Source organism: Ruegeria sp. HKCCD6119 (assembly GCF_013110585.1).
Lineage (GTDB): Bacteria > Pseudomonadota > Alphaproteobacteria > Rhodobacterales > Rhodobacteraceae > Ruegeria.
Genome location: NZ_WVQV01000017.1, coordinates 13623 through 30760, shown reverse-complemented (window position 1 = coordinate 30760; position 17138 = coordinate 13623). Strand labels below are relative to the sequence as shown.

18 protein-coding genes, 1 tRNA gene and 1 riboswitch are annotated in these 17138 nt (G+C 58.6%); of the genes, 7 read left to right on the top strand and 12 right to left on the bottom strand.

The genetic code is table 11. The features are described 5' to 3' along the window. Positions 1 to 8: 8 nt before the first annotated feature. The 3 genes from GS611_RS20325 to petA are packed head-to-tail and all read right to left on the bottom strand — an operon-like array spanning position 9 to position 2743. Complete coding sequence (locus tag GS611_RS20325) at positions 9 to 794, bottom strand: cytochrome c1 (protein WP_171638459.1); 786 nt, start codon at positions 792 to 794, stop codon at positions 9 to 11. A 17-nt stretch (positions 795 to 811) separates the two neighbouring features. Next, positions 812 to 2143, bottom strand: a complete 1332-nt coding sequence (gene petB / locus GS611_RS20320; RefSeq protein ID WP_171638457.1) for a cytochrome b — start codon at positions 2141 to 2143, stop codon at positions 812 to 814. A 15-nt stretch (positions 2144 to 2158) separates the two neighbouring features. Continuing rightward, a complete protein-coding gene (gene petA, locus GS611_RS20315) occupies positions 2159 to 2743 on the bottom strand; it encodes a ubiquinol-cytochrome c reductase iron-sulfur subunit (protein ID WP_152459513.1) in 585 nt (194 codons plus the stop codon). 461 nt (positions 2744 to 3204) lie between these two features. Between petA and GS611_RS20310 the strand changes: the two genes are divergently transcribed. Further along, on the top strand, positions 3205 to 3651 hold the full coding sequence (locus GS611_RS20310; protein ID WP_171638455.1) for a cytochrome c family protein: 447 nt from the start codon (positions 3205 to 3207) through the stop codon (positions 3649 to 3651). A gap of 19 nt (positions 3652 to 3670) precedes the next feature. On the opposite strand, the gene GS611_RS20305 is transcribed toward GS611_RS20310, so the two are convergent. Beyond that, on the bottom strand, positions 3671 to 4282 hold the full coding sequence (locus tag GS611_RS20305; protein WP_171638453.1) for an FMN-binding negative transcriptional regulator: 612 nt from the start codon (positions 4280 to 4282) through the stop codon (positions 3671 to 3673). Positions 4283 to 4336: 54 nt separating this feature from the next. Beyond that, positions 4337 to 4536, top strand: a riboswitch (FMN riboswitch). Positions 4537 to 4655: 119 nt separating this feature from the next. Here GS611_RS20305 and GS611_RS20300 point away from each other — a divergent pair. The 5 genes from GS611_RS20300 to cobO all read left to right on the top strand — a co-directional run bounded on the left by GS611_RS20300 (position 4656) and on the right by cobO (position 8599). Then, positions 4656 to 5096 (top strand): 6,7-dimethyl-8-ribityllumazine synthase, encoded by a 441-nt coding sequence (locus GS611_RS20300; RefSeq protein WP_171638451.1) that lies wholly within the window; start codon positions 4656 to 4658, stop codon positions 5094 to 5096. 119 nt (positions 5097 to 5215) lie between these two features. Continuing rightward, positions 5216 to 6316 (top strand): chorismate synthase, encoded by a 1101-nt coding sequence (aroC, locus tag GS611_RS20295; RefSeq protein WP_171638449.1) that lies wholly within the window; start codon positions 5216 to 5218, stop codon positions 6314 to 6316. After that, complete coding sequence (locus GS611_RS20290) at positions 6300 to 6962, top strand: HD domain-containing protein (RefSeq protein WP_371732305.1); 663 nt, start codon at positions 6300 to 6302, stop codon at positions 6960 to 6962. Before aroC ends, GS611_RS20290 begins: the two co-directional genes overlap by 17 nt. 45 nt (positions 6963 to 7007) lie before the next feature. Further along, positions 7008 to 7943: a DMT family transporter gene (locus GS611_RS20285; RefSeq protein ID WP_171638447.1), complete on the top strand. Its 936-nt coding sequence runs from the start codon at positions 7008 to 7010 to the stop codon at positions 7941 to 7943. A gap of 56 nt (positions 7944 to 7999) precedes the next feature. After that, complete coding sequence (cobO, locus tag GS611_RS20280) at positions 8000 to 8599, top strand: cob(I)yrinic acid a,c-diamide adenosyltransferase (protein WP_171638445.1); 600 nt, start codon at positions 8000 to 8002, stop codon at positions 8597 to 8599. 74 nt (positions 8600 to 8673) lie between these two features. On the opposite strand, the gene arsB is transcribed toward cobO, so the two are convergent. Genes arsB through GS611_RS20260 form a run of 4 tightly spaced genes read right to left on the bottom strand, consistent with a single transcriptional unit; the run spans position 8674 to position 12774 of the window. Beyond that, complete coding sequence (gene arsB, locus GS611_RS20275; RefSeq protein ID WP_171638443.1) at positions 8674 to 9693, bottom strand: ACR3 family arsenite efflux transporter; 1020 nt, start codon at positions 9691 to 9693, stop codon at positions 8674 to 8676. Beyond that, entirely contained in the window at positions 9690 to 10955 is a 1266-nt protein-coding gene (arsJ, locus tag GS611_RS20270; RefSeq protein ID WP_171638440.1) for an organoarsenical effux MFS transporter ArsJ, read from the bottom strand. Before arsJ ends, arsB begins: the two co-directional genes overlap by 4 nt. Then, positions 10952 to 11950, bottom strand: coding sequence for an ArsJ-associated glyceraldehyde-3-phosphate dehydrogenase (locus GS611_RS20265; protein WP_171638438.1), 999 nt, complete (start codon positions 11948 to 11950; stop codon positions 10952 to 10954). Before GS611_RS20265 ends, arsJ begins: the two co-directional genes overlap by 4 nt. After that, positions 11947 to 12774, bottom strand: a complete 828-nt coding sequence (locus tag GS611_RS20260) for a helix-turn-helix domain-containing protein (protein ID WP_171638436.1) — start codon at positions 12772 to 12774, stop codon at positions 11947 to 11949. The genes GS611_RS20265 and GS611_RS20260 overlap by 4 nt, the downstream gene beginning before the upstream one ends. A 235-nt stretch (positions 12775 to 13009) precedes the next feature. Here GS611_RS20260 and GS611_RS20255 point away from each other — a divergent pair. Further along, a tRNA-Thr gene (locus tag GS611_RS20255) sits at positions 13010 to 13085 on the top strand. Positions 13086 to 13147: 62 nt separating this feature from the next. On the opposite strand, the gene dxs is transcribed toward GS611_RS20255, so the two are convergent. From dxs to GS611_RS20235, 4 genes are read right to left on the bottom strand one after another with little or no spacing between them, the layout of a single operon-like run. Further along, complete coding sequence (dxs, locus tag GS611_RS20250; RefSeq protein WP_171638434.1) at positions 13148 to 15076, bottom strand: 1-deoxy-D-xylulose-5-phosphate synthase; 1929 nt, start codon at positions 15074 to 15076, stop codon at positions 13148 to 13150. A gap of 16 nt (positions 15077 to 15092) precedes the next feature. Then, positions 15093 to 15959 (bottom strand): polyprenyl synthetase family protein, encoded by an 867-nt coding sequence (locus GS611_RS20245; protein ID WP_171638432.1) that lies wholly within the window; start codon positions 15957 to 15959, stop codon positions 15093 to 15095. Next, positions 15960 to 16202, bottom strand: a complete 243-nt coding sequence (locus tag GS611_RS20240) for an exodeoxyribonuclease VII small subunit (RefSeq protein ID WP_171638430.1) — start codon at positions 16200 to 16202, stop codon at positions 15960 to 15962. Further along, positions 16199 to 17125 carry a histone deacetylase family protein gene (locus GS611_RS20235; RefSeq protein ID WP_171638428.1) on the bottom strand — a complete coding sequence of 309 codons (927 nt, stop codon included), beginning with the start codon at positions 17123 to 17125 and terminating at the stop codon, positions 16199 to 16201. The genes GS611_RS20240 and GS611_RS20235 overlap by 4 nt, the downstream gene beginning before the upstream one ends. Positions 17126 to 17138 lie beyond the last annotated feature (13 nt).

Below are 17138 nucleotides of genomic sequence, written 5' to 3'. Positions count from 1 at the left end.
CTGACGGATCAGGCGGATTTCTTGCCCTTGTGCGGAGCCCACAGGCGCTTGTTGACCAGATAGAGAAGCACCGACAGAACGGTGAGGAAAATCACGCCAACAAAGCCGGCGTTCTTGCGCTCCATCATCTTCGGCTCGGCCGCCCACATCAGGAACGCCGCGACGTCCTCTGACATGTGTTCGACAGAGTTCGAGTGCCCGTCAGCAAACTCGACCTGTTCATCCGCCAGCGGCGGTGCCATCGAAATCCAGCCGCCGGGGAAGGCCTTGTTTTCGTAGAGGACAGTGCCTGCCTCTTCCTTCTCTTCACCAGTATAGCCGTCCAGCAGTGAGGCGATGTACTCGGCTCCGCCCATGCCTTTGACCAGCTGATTGATGCCCAGACCGTAAGGTCCGTGGAAGCCCGCGCGGGCCTTGGCCATCAGGCTCAGGTCCGGCGCGCCGACACCGTTGTTGGCCGGGAAGTGGTCAGTCGGAATCGCCGGGCGGAAGTCGTCCAGCTCGGGGTCAAACACTTCGAAGTTGCCCGCTGCATAAGCGATAACTTCTTCTTCCGAATAGCCCAGCGCTTCCAGATCGCGCAGAGGCACATATTGCAGACCGTGGCAGGCTGCGCAGACCTCGGTATAGATCTGCAGGCCGCGCTGCAGCTGATGCTGGTCCCAGGTACCGAAGGGACCTTCGAACGAGAAGTCGAAGTCTTCGATATGCTGCTCACCCCCACCTGCTGCAATGGATGCAACAGGGGTCAGGGCCAAGGCAAACGCGGCGCCGATTGCAAGTTTCTTGAACATGTTTCCGGTCCCTCTTCTTACTCGGCCGGCGTGGCTTTGGCGTCAGCCTTGCCATAATGCGCGTTGAAGTCTTCTTCGATGGTCTCGGGCTGTGCCAGAGGCTTCTCGATCACTCCGAGGATCGGCAGGATCACGAAGAAATAGGCGAACCAGTAGGCGGACGCGATCAGCGAGAAGGTCGCATAGGGCTCTTCCGCGGGCATCGCACCCAGCCACATCAGGGCAAAGAAGTCGATGACCAGCAGGTAGAACCACCATTTGAACATTGGACGGTACTTGCCCGAACGCACGTTCGAGGTGTCCAGCCAGGGCGCCAGCGCCATGGCCAGGATCGCACCGAACATCGCCAGAACACCGAAGAACTTGGCATCAATGATACCGCCGGTGATGAAGCTGGCGAATTGAACGACCCAGACCTCACCGGTGAACGCGCGCAGGATCGCGTAGAACGGCAGGAAGTACCATTCGGGAACGATGTGTGCAGGTGTCACCAGAGGGTTGGCTTCGATGTAGTTGTCCGGGTGGCCCAGATAGTTCGGCATAAAGCCCACGACGGCCCAGAACACGACCAGGATCACGGCTAGGGCGAAGAGATCCTTGATCACGAAGTACGGCCAGAACGGCAGCGTGTCTTTCTCGGCCTCAGCTTTCGAGCCCCGGCGCACTTCAACACCTGTCGGGTTGTTGTTGCCGGTGGTGTGGAAAGCCCAGATATGCACCACAACCAATGCCGCAATGATAAACGGCAGCAGATAGTGCAACGAGAAGAAGCGGTTCAGCGTGGCGTTGTCCACGGCGGGCCCACCCAGCAGCCAGGTCTGCAGCGCGTCACCAACAAACGGGATCGCACCAAACAGGCCGGTGATCACAGTCGCACCCCAGAAGGACATCTGACCCCAGGGCAGAACATAGCCCATGAAGGCGGTGCCCATCATCATCAGGTAGATCAGCATACCAATGATCCACGTGATTTCACGCGGGGCTTTGTACGAGCCGTAGAACAGGCCGCGGAACATGTGGATGTAAACCGCCACAAAGAACAGCGACGCGCCATTCATGTGCAGATAGCGGATAAAGTGACCGCCATTCACGTTGCGCATGATGTGCTCGATGCTGGCAAAGGCCAGATCGACATGCGGGGTATAGTGCATCACCAAAACGATACCGGTGATGATTTGCAGCGCCAGGCAGAACGCCAGAACGATGCCCCAGATCCACCACCAGTTCAGGTTCTTGGGGGTCGGGATCATAAGGGTATCGTACAGCAGGCCGACAATCGGCAGGCGGCTGTTCAGCCACTTCTCGCCGTTTGTCTTCGGCTCGTAATGATCGTGGGGAATTCCGGACATAAGTTTGGGTCTCCCTTAGCCGAGTTTGATTGTGCTGTTGTCCACCCATTCTGCGGGCGGGACAGGCAGGTTCTCAGGCGCGGGGCCTTTACGGATACGACCGGCGAGGTCGTAGTGCGAGCCGTGGCACGGGCAGAACCAGCCACCGAAGTCGCCGGCATCCCCCAGAGGCACACAGCCGAGGTGCGTACAAACGCCCATCTGAACGATCCAAGCACCCGGCGCTTCGCCTTCCGGTGACGGCATGACACGGTTTGCGTCAGTCGCAGGCGCATCTGCGCTCAGGTTGAAGTTGCGTGCCAGCGGATCTGGCAGCGCATCAACACCTTCGGCGTCCTGTTCCTGGGCTTCCTGAATCTCGGCACCGGTGCGGTGACGGACAAAAACGGGTTTTCCCAGCCATTTTACCGTCAGTTGCGTGCCCGGCTCGACGCCGCTCACATCCACACGGATCGAGGACAGCGCCTGAACGTCTGCCGACGGGTTCATTTGGTTGATCAGTGGCCATACGGCTGCACCCGTTGCAACGACACCTGCGCCGCCAGCGACGTAGTACAGGAAATCTCTGCGGGTGCCTTCGTGGTCTTCTGCGTGGGACACGAGGTTATCTCCGATTATCTGGCGCCCGCGGACGGGCAAATAGCTCGCGCACCGCACGAATGCGGTGTCTTAACCGCGCTTACTATCGGGGAGAATAGTGTTCGTCCAGCGTTCATAAACGCGCAATACGCCGCATGTGTCCCTTCATGCACGTGACGAGGGGCTTTTTTTGGTGATTCTCGTCCGCAACTTTGCCTGCGACTTCGAATCAACGGGGGTTGATTCGAACTGCGAACTCCGTTTTGCAGGCGAAATCCAGCCCGATTCTGACCACCAGTCGGCCAATCATTTGAGAGCGTATTCTTGACAATCAGCATCGCGAAGCAGCGATTGTCTGCTGGGTAAATCATATTTGCCAAATAGATGATTTAAATCGAAAATTGAGCGCAATTACACAGTTGCACTTTTTGCGTGAATACCGGACAGCGCAAAAACGCGCGAACTCCTGCAAGGAGACCCCAATGTCAAAAATCACCCTGGCCACTGCGATACTCACATTGGCCCTGTCCTCGCAAACACTTGCGGCAGGTGATCCAGCGAAAGGCGAGGCGATGTACAACCGCTGCTCATCGTGTCATGCGATAATCAAGGACGGCGAAGTACTGGTCAAAGGCGGAATCACCGGCCCGAATCTCTATGGTGTCGTCGGACGTGTCGCCGGGTCCGAAAATGACTATCGCTACGGCAGCGAGCGCCTGCCGGTCGGTATGTTCACCGATGACATGATCCGTGCCGGCGAAGAAGGTCTGATCTGGACCGAAGAAAACATTGCCGCCTATTCCAAAGACCCCATCGGTTTCATCAAAGAGTATCTGGATGACGAAACCGCCCGCCCGAACATGAGCGTCAAGCTCAGGAAAGGCGCGGAAGATATCGCCGCCTATCTGGCAACTTTCAGTTCCGAGTAATCCTGTTTCCCGGTGCTGGTTACGCCTTGTGCATCAAGGCGGCCAGCTGACCGGTTTCACTGCCAAATCCGCCGGGCACTTTGTCGGCAGCAGCGATTCTTGCATCCTCCGGCTTGTTCTGGCCCAGTTTCCAGGTGCCCTGGATATCCTCTACCTGCATCCGGCATGGTACGATCATCCGCATCATTCTGGCCAACGCGTCATCAGACATTTTCCCTGTGACCCATGGCGCTTTGGGCAGCAGTCGATCTTCAAAGAATGCCGTTTGTCGATCCAGCAAATCACGCAGCTCGTCCTGCGGGCGCAGTTCAAGCCGTCCGGTCAGGTGCACGGCAACATAGTTCCAAGTCGGAACCTGATCGGCGACACCGTACCAGTCGGGCGAGACATAGCCATCAGGCCCCTGCACCGCGATCCTGACCTCTTTCGGCCCGTGCAGCATACGGACAATCGGGTTTGATCGCACCAGATGAAGATCGACCACCGCACCGTCCTCAGACAGCAGAAAGGGCACGTGACTGATCAATGGCGCGCCGTCGCCGGAAATCGCCAGAACGCCAAAAGCCCGGTCACGGGCGAATTCAATATGACGCGCACGATCCTCGGCGCGGAAGGCTGGATTTGGGTGCATGGGCGACCTCCTGCCAAATCTCTTGCAGATGGGGTTGGTTCTTGGCAAGGTCTGCCTCGTTCTCAGGGCGGGGTGGAATTCCCCACCGGCGGTATGCGGGCCATGACCCGTAAGCCCGCGAGCGGCTCTGCCGTGTCCACGATCCGAAAGGCAGGAGCCGGTATTCGGACAAAGTGTGGAACCACGAAAGAGTGTCAGCAGATCTGGTGAGAGGCCAGAGCCGACGGTCAAAGTCCGGATGGAAGAGAACGTGCAAGTCGTGCCGGTGAACCGGCGCGCCTGCTCGTGATCGCCTTGGGTGACGTGTCATGCCGGGCTGGCAGCAAAGGTTTTCGCGACCGCCAGCAGGCCACCGAACTGAAAGGAGATCACGATGACACACACCCGCTATGCTTTTGTCAAAGCCAACTGGCATTCCGACATCGTCGACCGCGCGCTGGACGGGTTTCTTGAACTGATCCCGGCCGATCAGGTCGATGTTTTCGACGTTCCCGGCGCGTTCGAGATGCCGCTGCTGGCCCGCGATCTGGCCCAAACCGGCCGCTACGCCGCTGTCGCCTGCGCCGCATTTGTCGTGGATGGCGGCATTTACCGGCACGACTTCGTGGCTCAGGCCGTCGTGGACGGGTTGATGCGCGCCGGCATGGATACAGGCGTGCCGGTCCTGTCCGTTTCCCTGACGCCGCACCAGTACCAGGAGACGGATCATCACAACGCCATTTACAGCGCGCATTTTGTTGAGAAGGGCCGCGAAGCCGCACAAGCCGCGCTGAATATCACAGCGACCCGAGAGGCGCTGACGCAGGCCGCCTGATCTTCATCTTTTCAAAAAATACTCATTCGCGCCACCGCAAGGTGGCGCCCACCAATTCGCAAATCCGCTTGAGGCCAAGGGTCTTGCCCGCTAATCACGATCCCAAAGGAGCCCGCCGCATGTCGATGAACAGTTTTGGCCATCTATTCCGTGTCACCACCTGGGGTGAAAGCCATGGACCCGCTTTGGGTGCCACTGTTGACGGCTGCCCGCCGGGTGTCACGATCGACGAGGCCATGATCCAGCACTGGCTGGACAAGCGCAAACCGGGGCAGAACAAGTTCACCACCCAGCGGCGCGAACCCGATCAGGTGAAAATCCTGTCCGGTGTGTTCGAAGGGCAAACCACGGGAACGCCTGTGCAGCTGATGATCGAGAACACCGATCAGCGCTCGAAAGACTATGGCGATATCATGGAAAAGTTCCGCCCGGGGCACGCCGATATCACCTATTGGCAGAAGTACGGGATCCGGGATTATCGCGGCGGCGGGCGGAGTTCTGCACGCGAAACAGCATCACGTGTTGCTGCGGGTGGATTGGCGCGTGAGGCGATCAAACAGATTGCGCCCAACGTGCAGATCACCGGATACATGACCCAGATCGGGCCGCATAAGATCGAGCGCGACAATTTCGACTGGTCCCAGATCGAGCAGAACCCGTTCTGGACACCGGATGCGCAAGCCGCCGAGAAGTGGGCCACCTATCTGGACGATCTGCGCAAGTCCGGCAACTCGGTTGGCGCAATTGTCGAAGTTGTGGCGCGTGGCGTGCCCGCAGGGCTTGGCGCGCCGGTTTATGCCAAGTTAGACACTGATCTAGCCGCTGCGATGATGTCGATCAACGCGGTGAAAGGCGTCGAAATCGGCGAAGGCATGGCCGCGGCTGAACTGACGGGCGAGGCCAACGCGGATGAGATTTTCATGGGCCAGAATGGCCCACAATACAGCTCGAACCATGCGGGCGGGATTCTGGGCGGCATCTCAACCGGACAGGACATCGTCGTTCGCTTTGCGGTCAAGCCGACCTCGTCTATTCTGACCACACGCAAAACCATCACCAAATCAGGCGAAGAGACCGAGATCATCACCAAGGGCCGTCACGACCCTTGTGTTGGTATTCGCGCGGTCCCGGTAGGAGAGGCGATGATGGCCTGCGTGATCCTCGACCACCTGCTCTTGCATCGCGGCCAGATCGGAGAGAACCGTGGACGGATCGGCTGATCTGCGCTCCCGCCTGCGGGCTGTGGTCGCACATCGCATGGAAACGGATCCGGCCCATGATCTGGCCCATCTGGATCGTGTTTGGACCAACGCCCGGGCCATCGCAGATGATCAAACCGATATGTCCGTGCTGCTGGCCGCAAGTTACCTGCACGATCTTGTGAATCTGCCCAAGGACGATCCCGCCCGGCATCTTGCCTCGCGCAGATCCGCAGCTGAATCAGAGCCTATTCTTAAGGAAATCGGGTTTGAGGCCGATCAGGTCCGTGCGATCCAGCACGCGATCGAAGCCCATAGTTTTTCGGCCGATATCCCCCCTGAAACGATCGAGGCACGCATTCTGCGCGATGCGGACCGCCTTGACGCCCTAGGCGCCATCGGTATCGCCCGCAACTTTTCCGTTTCCGGAGCCTTGGGGCGTACTCTTTACGATCCGGCGGACCCTTTTGCCCAAGCCCGGCCACTGGATGACCTTCATTTCTCGCTCGACCACTGGAAGGTGAAACTTCTGCGCCTGCCAGGTGACATGTTGACCGAAACCGGAAGGCGGATTGCAGAACAACGCACCGCTCGCATGATCCGCTTTCTTGAAGAATTCGCCGAAGAGATCGGCTGTTCCCTGCCGCAATCCTGGGTGAATTGCTGAATCCACCCGTTGATCTTTGCCCGTCAAAGACGCAGGTTCGCGCCGATGACAAAACCCTTAACTTCGCATCGACCTCTGCTTGCCGTAACGCTGAAGCTGTGCGCCTTGTTCCTGTTCACGTCGATGTCCGCGCTGGTCAAAGCACTTTCAGATGAATTCCCGCCGGGCCAATTGGTGTTTTTCCGATCCCTGTTCGCAATCCCCGTGATCATTCTTTGGCTCATCGCGCGGGGGGAGTTGTCGAAAGGCTTTGTGGTCAAGAAACCCATGGGCCATTTCTGGCGCGGTGTTCTGGGGACAAGCGCCATGGGTCTTACCTTTACCGGCCTCAGCCTGTTGCCCCTGCCGGAAGTTACTGCCATCGGCTATGCGACACCGATCTTCACCCTGATTCTGGCCGCCGTCATGCTGGGCGAACGGATTCGGCTTATCCGTATCGGCGCTGTGGCTTTGGGTCTGCTGGGCGTCCTGATCATGATATGGCCACGTATTGGCACCACCAAGATGGAACTCGCCGCCACCATCGGCGCGTTATGCGTGTTGGGCGCAACCCTCGCCCGTGCCTTCGTTCAGATCCATATCCGGCAATTGGTCAAGGTCGATCACCCTGCGGCCATCGTGTTCTATTTCTCGATGACCGCGACGCTCCTGTCCGCTCTGACAGCATTCTGGGGATGGACGATGCCCACCTGGAATCAGGCTCTGATCATGGTCATGATGGGCCTGATCGGCGGCGTCGCGCAGATTTTGGTCACATCTTCCTATCGGTTTGGCCAGGCCTCGATGCTGGCGCCTTATGACTATGCAACCATGCTTTTTGCGATCGTGATCGGCTATGTCTGGTTCGACGAACTGCCAACGATTGCAATCCTGATCGGGGCCGCGCTGGTGATTGCAGGCAATGTTGTCGTCATCTGGCGCGAACACCAGTTGGGGCTGGAGCGCGGCAAGGTCCGGTCGGTTACAGACCCCAAAGCATGACTTTACCTTTTGCAATCTTCCCCTAGGTTGGGCCGAACAGTCAAAGAGGTTCCCAAATGAGCGACGCGCAGGATCACAAGGAAAAGATGCAGAAGGTGCAGGCCCAGCACCGCAAGAAAGTGTCCGAGGCCGTGGATCCAGGCCGCGGTCTGGTCCTGATCAATACCGGCAAGGGCAAAGGCAAGTCCTCGGCCGCGTTCGGCGTGGTCATTCGTGCCTTGGGCTGGGGCCAGAAGGTTGCTGTGGTGCAGTTCATCAAGGGCAAGTGGAAAACCGGCGAGCGCCGTTTCTTCGAAGAGCGCGATCTGGTGACATGGCATACGATGGGCGAAGGTTTTACCTGGGACACACAGGACCGGGAACGCGATATTGCGGCTGCCAATGCCGCCTTTGACAAGGCCCGCGCCCTGATGTCCAGCGGCGAATACGATCTGGTTGTGCTGGACGAGATCAACATCGCCCTGCGTTACGAATACCTGTCGGTCGAACAGGTCATCGAAGGTTTGAACACGCGTTCGGAAAAGACCAGCGTATTCCTGACTGGTCGCGACGCGCCGAACGCGCTGCGTGACTATGCTGATCTGGTCACGGAAATGACCGAGGAGAAACACCCGTTCCAAGCGGGCATCAAAGCACAGCGCGGCGTGGATTTCTGAAGCAACGTTGCTGCAAGGCTGGCGGTGCATAGCCGCCAGTTCCGATTATCGCCCTGCTGCGTTGACCGATTCTGTCATGTCGCAGGTTCCGGGAAACGCTGGCGTGTTCGGTTGGCGAAAGCCACAAGCGACAGCATCACCGGTACTTCGACCAGGACCCCCACGACCGTCGCCAGTGCCGCGCCGGAATGAAGACCGAACAAGCTGATTGCGACGGCAACGGCCAGTTCAAAAAAGTTCGATGTCCCGATCATGGCACAGGGCGCTGCGATCCGGTGGGGAACCTTCAGCGCATAAGCGGCGCCATAGGCAATGGCAAAAATCCCATAGCTTTGGATCAGAATGGGAACGGCGATCAGAACGATGACCGTAGGTTTCGCCAGAATGGTCTGACCTTGCAGGCCGAACAAGATGACCACGGTTGCAATCAATCCCATGACGGACCACAGTTTCACCCGCGAAGAAAAGGCTTCTATCGCTTGTTTAGAGCCTAATCTGCGGCGGGTGATCAACCCGGCGGCAAGCGGCAGCACCACATAAAGGACCGTGGCCAAGACCAAAGTCTGCCACGGCACTTCGATGTCGGTGACATCCAGCAAAAAGGCCACGATCGGCGCAAATGCCACGACCATGATCAGATCATTGACCGAGACCTGAACCAGCGTGTAAGTCGCGTCGCCTCTGGTAAGCTGCGACCACACAAACACCATGGCGGTGCAAGGGGCGGCCCCCAGCAGGATCAGACCGGCAGTGTATTGCGCGGCATCTTCGGGCGCGATCCAGGGTGCGAAGACATAGTCGAAAAACAGGACGGCCAGCAGTGCCATGGTGAAAGGCTTTATCAGCCAGTTCACTACCAGCGTCACAATCAGACCACGTGGCTGGCGGGCGATTCCGGCGACTGCGCCGAAATCGACGTTGACCATCATCGGGTAAACCATTGCCCAGATCAGCACCGCCACCACCAGATTGACGCTGGCGATTTCGGCGTTTGCCACCAGGTGCACCAGCCCCGGCGCGGCCAGCCCGATCAGGACGCCACCGATCATCGCAAGTGCAACCCAGATCGTGAGATACCGTTCAAAAATGCTCATGACAGCGCCTCAGTCGTTTGATCCGTAAGTTTGCCAGAGGTCAGCGCGGCAAGCCCGACCATCACGGCCGCCGTGCCCAGCACCATGGGCAGCCCTCCGACCTGATAGGTCAGGCCAGACAAGACGGTGCCGGCCAACCGCCCCGTCGCATTTGCCATGTAGTAAAAGCCGACATCCATCGTCACACGCTCGGACCGGGTGAAGGCAAGAATCAGATAGGAATGCAGCGATGAATTGACCGCGAAGATCGCACCAAAGACCAAAAGCCCGACGACCAGTGTCAGGGTCAGCCAGGTCTCGGGCCCATTTGACAGCAAAACTGCCAGTGTCAGAGCCGCAGGAACGCAGAACAGGATCGCCGCCCAGCTGCGTGCGGCACGGATCAGATCACCTTCGGTTCGATCTGACGCACGAAGAATCCTTGGCGCGTTGGCCTGCACGGCGCCATAGAGGATGATCCACACCGCCATGAATGTTCCGATCATGAAGAACGCGGCCCGATTGCCCTGTTCGGTGCCATCTGAAAGAACAGCATAGAAATAGATCGGGATGCCGACCACGAACCAGACGTCCCGCGCGCCGAACAGGAAGACACGCGCCGCGGACAACCAGTTCACATTTGCGGATTTTGAAAAAACCTCAGAGAACTTTGCGCCCTTGCGCCCCTTCGGCAGGCCCGCTGGCATGAACAGCATCACCGCGACCAGGATCACCGCCAGAACGGCGGCCATGGCAAGCACTGCCGGAAGGAAGCCCAGTGTTGCAAGCATGGCGGCACCCAACAGGAATCCCAGCCCTTTGACCGCGTTTTTCGAACCCGTCAGAACCGCAACCCATCGAAACAACGCGCCTCCTTCGGAAGGAGCCAGCAATTTGACCGCCGATTTCGAAGACATCTTGGCCAGATCCTTGGCTACTCCACTGGCCCCTTGCACGATCATGACAAAAGTGACCGAAGCCGCGACGGTCCAGTTCGGGTTAAGCTGCGTCATGGCGAGCAACGCGACGATCTGCACCCCCAGCCCAGCATAGAGGGTCGAGGTCAGCCCGAACCGTGCGGCGATCCAACCGGCGGACAGGTTGGTGACAATCCCGGCGATTTCATAAAGCACAAACAGATAGGCAAGCTGCACCGGTGAAAAGCCCAGTGTGTGAAAGTGCAACAGCACCAACATCCTGAGCGCCCCGTCGGTCAGCATGAAGGCCCAATAGGCAGCCGTGACCGCGATATAAGCCGACAGTCCTTCGGGGCGTTGCGTCACAATGATGCCCCGACCATCAGCGCGACATCCACCAGCCGATGCGCATAACCCATCTCGTTGTCGTACCACGCATAGATTTTCACCTGCGTCCCGTTCACAACCATGGTCGAGGGCGCATCGACGATCGAAGAGCGTTCGTCATTGGTGTAATCGGTGGACACCAGCGGGCGCGTCTCATAGCCCAGAATGCCCTTCAGTTCGCCTTCGGCAGCGGCTTTGAAGAAGGCGTTGACCTCTTCAACCGTGGTTTCACGCTCAACCTCGAACACGCAATCGGTCAGCGAAGCGTTCAGCAACGGCACCCGAACCGCATGGCCGTTCAAACGACCTTTGAGTTCCGGATAGATCAGAGTGATGGCCGTGGCCGAGCCGGTCGTGGTCGGGATCAGAGAGTTCAGGGCCGAGCGTGCGCGCCTGAGGTCCTTGGCAGGCCGGTCCACGATTGTCTGCGTATTGGTTACGTCGTGAATCGTCGTCATCGATCCATGGCGGATGCCCAGGTTTTCGTGAATGACCTTTACGACAGGCGCAAGACAGTTTGTCGTGCACGAGGCCGCCGTCACGATCCTATGCGCCGCAGGGTCGTAAGTTTCGTCATTTACACCCATGACGATATTGGCCGTCGGCCCGTCCTTGACCGGAGCAGAGACAACAACCTTCTTTACCCCAGCGTCAAAATACGGTGCCAGCTTCGCTTCGGTCTTGAACACGCCGGTACAGTCGATCACCACGTCAACACCGTCCAGCGGCAACGCGCTCAGGTCTTTGGTGCCAATGAATGGCAGACGGGTTCCGTTGACCGTGATGCTGTCTGCGTCATGGTCGAATTCCGCGTCCCAGCGCCCATGCACGGTGTCGAATTCCAGCAGATGCGCATGCATCTCGGGATCACCGACGGCATCGTTGATCCAGGCAATCTTTGCGCCTTTTTCAAGCAAGGGCTTCAGGGCCAGTTTTCCCATACGGCCAAGGCCGTTCAGTGCGTAGGTGGTCATTTCATTTCCTCGGTAGGCGTACGCCCGATTTCATCGACGGCGGATTGCAATGCGATCCGGTCAAGGCTTTCGACCGGCAATGATGAAAAGGCCTGAATCCGGCGCTTCAGTGCGCCATAGGCGGTTTGAAAGGCCAGGCTTTTCTCGGCGTCGGTGCCTTCGGCCTTGACCGGGTCTTCCACGCCCCAATGGCCACTTATCGGTTGGCCCTCCCAAGCCGGGCATTCCTCGTTGGCGGCCTGATTGCAGACAGTAAAGACAAAATCCATGGCAGGTGCTTCCGGCACCAAAAACTCGGACAGAGTCTTCGGCCGCAGGGCCGAGATATCGTGCCCCTTGTCGCGCAGAACCTGCACCGCAAAGGGATTGAGTTCTGAACTGGGCCGTGTCCCGGCTGAATAGACGTTGAACCGGTCGCCGCCGATCTCTCGCAGCAAGGATTCGGCAAAAATCGAACGTGCGGAGTTTCCGGAACAGATGAACAGCACATTGAACTTTCGGTTCGTCGCGGTGTCTTTGGGAAAGGACATGCAGATATCCGGGCGGCCACGGCAGCAATCCACGATCAGGAAATCGAGCATTTTCTGCACATTCTTCATTTCAATCGAATAGAGCAGAGACGTCCCGGATCGTTCCTGTTTCACCAATCCCGACCGCTGCAAAGCATTCAGGTAGTTCGACATGGTGCTGGGTTTGATATCCAGCTCCGCCGCCAGCTCGCCCGCGGGAATCCTGTCAGGAAACCGTCGCATCAACATGCGAAACACGGTGATGCGCTGCGGGTGGCCAAGGATGGTAAACTGATCGATTATCTTTTCTATCATATTTCATGAATTATTGAAATAAAGAAGATGGGTCAATTTCATTCCGCATCGTCACAAAAAATTCACGGATCAGAGCGCCAATTTGAAAGACTGGCCGCAGGCTTTCGGTTCACAACTCGAGGCCCAGCCGTGCTGAGCAACGTCAAAACGGTTACGACCGGGCTTGCAGGCGCCAGACTGACGGTTTAAACGAAGCTTCGCATCCGGTCATAATCAGTTCCATATGACCTAAGGTGCCGCTGTAGCTCAGCTGGTAGAGCACGTCATTCGTAATGATGGGGTCGGGGGTTCGAGTCCCTTCAGCGGCACCAGATATATCCAGGTCAAACGGAATTCGGCCCTCGCAACCTCCGCTGCCCTGCCGACTGGCGCGCTAAGCGCGTTTCTCTCCGATCGAGGCAACACCCAGAACGTCCAGAACTTTCGCTTCGATATGCTCGGCATTCATGCCGGCCACCGCATACATGTCCGCGGGGCTGGCTTGATCGATGAAAATATCAGGCAAAACCATCGAGCGGTATTTCAACCCCCGATCAAATACACCTTCATCCGCCAAAAGTTGAGCGACATGGCTGCCAAAACCGCCAACGGCCCCTTCTTCTATGGTGATCAACGCCTCGTGGCGGGATACCAGATCCAGGATCAGGTCACGGTCAAGAGGTTTGGCAAAACGAGCATCGGCAATCGTGGGCGTTATGCCTTTGGCTGAAAGGGATTCCGCCGCCTTCTGAACCTCTGCCAGACGTGTACCGAATGAAAGCAAAGCCACCCGCGCACCTTCCCGGATAACGCGGCCCTTGCCGATCTCCAGAACCTCGCCGCGTTCGGGCAAGTCCACCCCGACACCTTCGCCGCGCGGATAGCGGAACGCAATGGGGCCTTCGTCATGCGCTGCGGCGGTCGCCACCATATGCATCAGCTCGGCCTCGTCTGCGGCAGCCATGACGACCATACCGGGCAGGTTGGCCAAATAGGCAATGTCGAACGACCCCGCATGGGTGGCGCCGTCAGCACCGACCAAACCTGCCCGGTCGATTGCAAAACGTACGGGCAGGCGCTGAATCGCCACGTCATGTACCACCTGGTCGTAACCACGCTGCAGAAAGGTCGAATACATTGCGCAAAACGGCTTCATTCCTCCTGCGGCAAGCGCAGCCGAAAACGTCACGCCGTGCTGTTCGGCAATCGCCACATCAAAGCAACGTGACGGATAGCGCTCGGCGAACAGGTTGAGGCCTGTTCCGTCGGGCATCGCAGCGGTCACGGCAACGATCTTGTCGTCACGCGCGGCCTCATCCACCAGCGCCTTGCCGAATACAGACGTATAAGAGGGCGCGTTTGAAGGTGCCTTCTTTTGCTCCCCAGTAACCACATCGAACTTGGCCGTGGCATGGCCTTTGTCGCGGGCCTGTTCGGCGGGGGCATACCCCTTGCCTTTTTTCGTCAATACATGGATCAGAATCGGCCCGGTTGCCCGTGCTTTGACCGTACGCAGAACAGGCAGCAGCTGGTCCATGTCATGGCCATCTATCGGGCCGAGATAGGAAAACCCAAGCTCTTCGAACAGCGTGCCGCCCACCGCCATGCCTTTCAGCATCTCCTTGGCGCGCTTGGCACCCTCCCGGAATGGCTCGGGCAGCAATGAGACAGCGCCTTTTGCAGCAGCTTTCAGATCGTGAAACGGTTCTTCGGAATAGATACGCGATAAATAGCTGGACAACGCACCAACTGGCGGCGCGATGCTCATCTCGTTGTCGTTCAGAATGACGATCAGACGCTTTTTCAGGTGGCCTGCATTGTTCATCGCCTCAAAGGCCATGCCCGCAGACATCGAACCATCGCCGATCACCGCAATTGCGTCGCCCAGCCCTTCGGGCGTGACACCACCCAGATCCCGTGCGACAGCAAAACCCAAAGCAGCGCTGATCGACGTGCTGGAATGCGCAGCGCCAAATGGGTCATAGGGGCTTTCGCTGCGCTTGGTGAAACCGCTGAGGCCATCCTTCATGCGCAATGTGCGGATGCGATCACGTCGTTCGGTCAGGATTTTGTGCGGATAACACTGATGACCCACATCCCAGATGATCTTGTCTCGGGGCGTATCAAACACAGCGTGCAACGCGGTGGTCAGTTCAACGACACCCAAGCCGGCCCCCAAGTGCCCGCCGGTCACGGCAACCGCCGAAATTGTTTCGGCCCGCAACTCCTGTGCGACCTGGTGCAGCTGCGCGTCCGAGAACTGCTTGAGATCCGCTGGGCGGTTCACAAGATCCAGCAAGGGCGTATTGGGGCGGTCAGACATGTGTCGCGTTCCTGGCTTAGCTGTCCCGGGCAATAACGAAGCGGGCGGCTTCCTTCAAGGTTTCCGCCCTCGGACCAAACCCGTCCAAAGCGGCGCAGGCCTGATCCACAAGTTCACTTGCGCGGGCTTTGGCAGCAGGCAGACCCAAAAGCGAAACAAAAGTGGCTTTCCCTGCCTCGGTATCCTTTTGCAATCGCTTGCCCGCCTTTTGGGCATCGCCTTCGATATCAAGGATGTCATCTGCGATCTGAAAAGCAAGACCCATTGCCCGGGCATATCGGCGCAACGGGTCAGGATCGGATCGGGCCATAACGGCGCCAACGCAGGCAGACCACTCGATCAGGGCGCCCGTCTTGCCGGCCTGAAGACGCGTGATTTCGTCCAGCGTCAGCGGTTTGGCGGCCGTTTCCGCCGCAATGTCCAGCGCCTGTCCCAGCACCATACCTTGTGCGCCGCTGGCTTTGGCCAGGGTCAGGGCAAGGTCTGCGCGAATATCTGCGGACCCAACCTGCGAACAGGTGCAAAGTTCAAAAGCAAGCGTCTGAAGGGCATCCCCGGCCAGAACAGCCGTGCCCTCATCCCACTCTACGTGAACGGTGGGCCGCCCGCGGCGCAGGTCATCGTCATCCATGCAGGGCAGGTCGTCATGCACCAGGGAATAAGCGTGCAGCGCCTCTATGGCCGTGGCCGGCCAGATCGCACGGTCTTCTTCAACACCGTGCAGTCGGGCACTTTCCATTGCTAGAAACCCGCGCAGCCGCTTTCCGCCTCGGGTGGCATATGCCATGGCCCGGGTTACATCCACGTCTGCAAACGCGCCCAAAACCAGATCAAAATGGCTTTGAATGCTGGCAGCATCCTGCGCAAGTCTTTCGGGGAACATTCACATACCTTCGACGGGCGTCGTACCGGTCGGCTGACCACTGGCGTCCAGAGTGATCGCTGCGACTTTTTCTTCCGCGCGCTTCAACTCGTCTTCGCACCGCTTTTTCAGCGCCGCGCCGCGTTCGTACAGCGCAATTGATTGATCCAGCGCGACATCACCACGTTCCAGCTGGCCGACTACGGCTTCAAGCTCTTTCATCGCCTGTTCGAATGTCATCTGGTCTACGGGAGTCTGGGTCATCGGGCTGCCTTTATCAATTCTTCCACATGGGCGCGTGTGGCCTGGGCCAGTGCGTTCAGATCATACCCGCCTTCCAGAGTCGAGACGATACGACCGTCGCAAACCTCGTCGGCAATCCTGCACAGCTCTGCGGTGATCCAGACGAAGTCATCAGTGGCCCAGTTCAGATTGGCCAGCGGGTCGTCCTGATGGGCGTCGAACCCGGCGGAAATGATGATCAGTTCCGGCCTGAAGGCCCGCAAGCGCGGAAAGGCCTTCGTTTCATAGGCGGCACGCATCTCGGCGCCGCCACTGCCGGGCGCCAGGGGGATGTTGAGAACCGTATCATGAACACCCGTTTCCTCGGGCCGGCCCGATCCGGGCCACAAAGGCATCTGCTGGCTGGTTATCACCAATGCCCGCGCTTCATCCCACAACAGGTCCTGGGTTCCATTGCCGTGATGCACGTCAAAGTCGACCACCGCCACACGATTCAAGCCGTGATGGTCCAGCGCATGTTTCGCCGCCAATGCTGCATTTCCAAACAGGCAGAAGCCCATGGCCGTTTCGGTTTCCGCATGGTGCCCCGGCGGGCGAATGGCACAGAACGCGTTCGATGCTTCACCGCCCAAAACCAGATCAACGGCCCGCACCGCCGCACCCGCCGCGCGGTATGCTGCGTCCACCGATCCCGGAGACAGGAACGTATCCCCGTCGATCTGGGCGAACCCGTCCGCAGGGCGCGCGGCCCGAATGTCGCGGATATAGCTCTCGGGGTGAATGCGCAGAAGATCGTCATCCGCAGCCAGCGGAGCCGTCACCCGCTTCAGCTCCAGCGCTTCCAATGCATGCAATATATGCTCCAGCCGCGCCACCCGTTCCGGGTGCCCGTCAGGTGTCACATGGCCCAGACAATCGGCGTGGGTCAAAAGGGCGGTTGTCATTGGGATCCCATCT

Excerpts from the sequence above, each read along its gene's own strand:
- GS611_RS20310 (WP_171638455.1), top strand. The coding sequence starts at position 3,205 with ATGTCAAAAATCACCCTGGCCACTGCGATACTCACATTGGCCCTGTCC.
- GS611_RS20265 (WP_171638438.1), bottom strand. The coding sequence starts at position 11,950 with ATGACCACCTACGCACTGAACGGCCTTGGCCGTATGGGAAAACTGGCC.
- GS611_RS20305 (WP_171638453.1), bottom strand. The coding sequence starts at position 4,282 with ATGCACCCAAATCCAGCCTTCCGCGCCGAGGATCGTGCGCGTCATATT.
- arsB (WP_171638443.1), bottom strand. The coding sequence starts at position 9,693 with ATGAGCATTTTTGAACGGTATCTCACGATCTGGGTTGCACTTGCGATG.
- cobO (WP_171638445.1), top strand. The coding sequence starts at position 8,000 with ATGAGCGACGCGCAGGATCACAAGGAAAAGATGCAGAAGGTGCAGGCC.
- dxs (WP_171638434.1), bottom strand. The coding sequence starts at position 15,076 with ATGTCTGACCGCCCCAATACGCCCTTGCTGGATCTTGTGAACCGCCCA.
- GS611_RS20245 (WP_171638432.1), bottom strand. The coding sequence starts at position 15,959 with ATGTTCCCCGAAAGACTTGCGCAGGATGCTGCCAGCATTCAAAGCCAT.
- GS611_RS20300 (WP_171638451.1), top strand. The coding sequence starts at position 4,656 with ATGACACACACCCGCTATGCTTTTGTCAAAGCCAACTGGCATTCCGAC.
- GS611_RS20235 (WP_171638428.1), bottom strand. The coding sequence starts at position 17,125 with ATGACAACCGCCCTTTTGACCCACGCCGATTGTCTGGGCCATGTGACA.
- petB (WP_171638457.1), bottom strand. The coding sequence starts at position 2,143 with ATGTCCGGAATTCCCCACGATCATTACGAGCCGAAGACAAACGGCGAG.
- GS611_RS20240 (WP_171638430.1), bottom strand. The coding sequence starts at position 16,202 with ATGACCCAGACTCCCGTAGACCAGATGACATTCGAACAGGCGATGAAA.
- GS611_RS20285 (WP_171638447.1), top strand. The coding sequence starts at position 7,008 with ATGACAAAACCCTTAACTTCGCATCGACCTCTGCTTGCCGTAACGCTG.
- GS611_RS20260 (WP_171638436.1), bottom strand. The coding sequence starts at position 12,774 with ATGATAGAAAAGATAATCGATCAGTTTACCATCCTTGGCCACCCGCAG.
- aroC (WP_171638449.1), top strand. The coding sequence starts at position 5,216 with ATGTCGATGAACAGTTTTGGCCATCTATTCCGTGTCACCACCTGGGGT.
- GS611_RS20325 (WP_171638459.1), bottom strand. The coding sequence starts at position 794 with ATGTTCAAGAAACTTGCAATCGGCGCCGCGTTTGCCTTGGCCCTGACC.